Genomic DNA, 343 nt, shown 5'->3' on the forward strand with positions numbered 1-343 from the left:
CGCGCTGTCGACACGCATCTTGTTCACCGTCACGGCACCCGCGTTCTGAACGGTCGTGTCAGACACCATGATGTCGTTGCCGGTGGCGTTGGTCAGGATGATGGCACTGCCCGTGGCGTTCAGGCTGGCGGTCACACCGGTCTTGGAGGCCTTGTCGTTGAAGGCGGAGATCGCTGCGGCCAGGCCGCTGGGCGTGTTCGACGTGTCGGTCAGGTTGAAGGTGATCGACTCAGGCGTGTTGCCGTTGTCCGAACGCAGTTGCAACGTGTAAGCACCGGTGGTCGCGAAGCTCAGTTGCGCGTTGGCGCGCGCTTCGGCCGTCACACCCGTCACGGAAGTCTGC

At 63.6% G+C, this 343-nt stretch carries 1 pseudogene; it reads right to left on the reverse strand.

Annotation, left to right across the window (positions count from 1 at the left end):
* Positions 1-343, reverse strand: a pseudogene (locus HGR_RS17480) (flagellin); the annotation flags it as partial.

Source organism: Hylemonella gracilis ATCC 19624 (assembly GCF_000211835.1).
Taxonomy (GTDB): domain Bacteria; phylum Pseudomonadota; class Gammaproteobacteria; order Burkholderiales; family Burkholderiaceae_C; genus Hylemonella; species Hylemonella gracilis.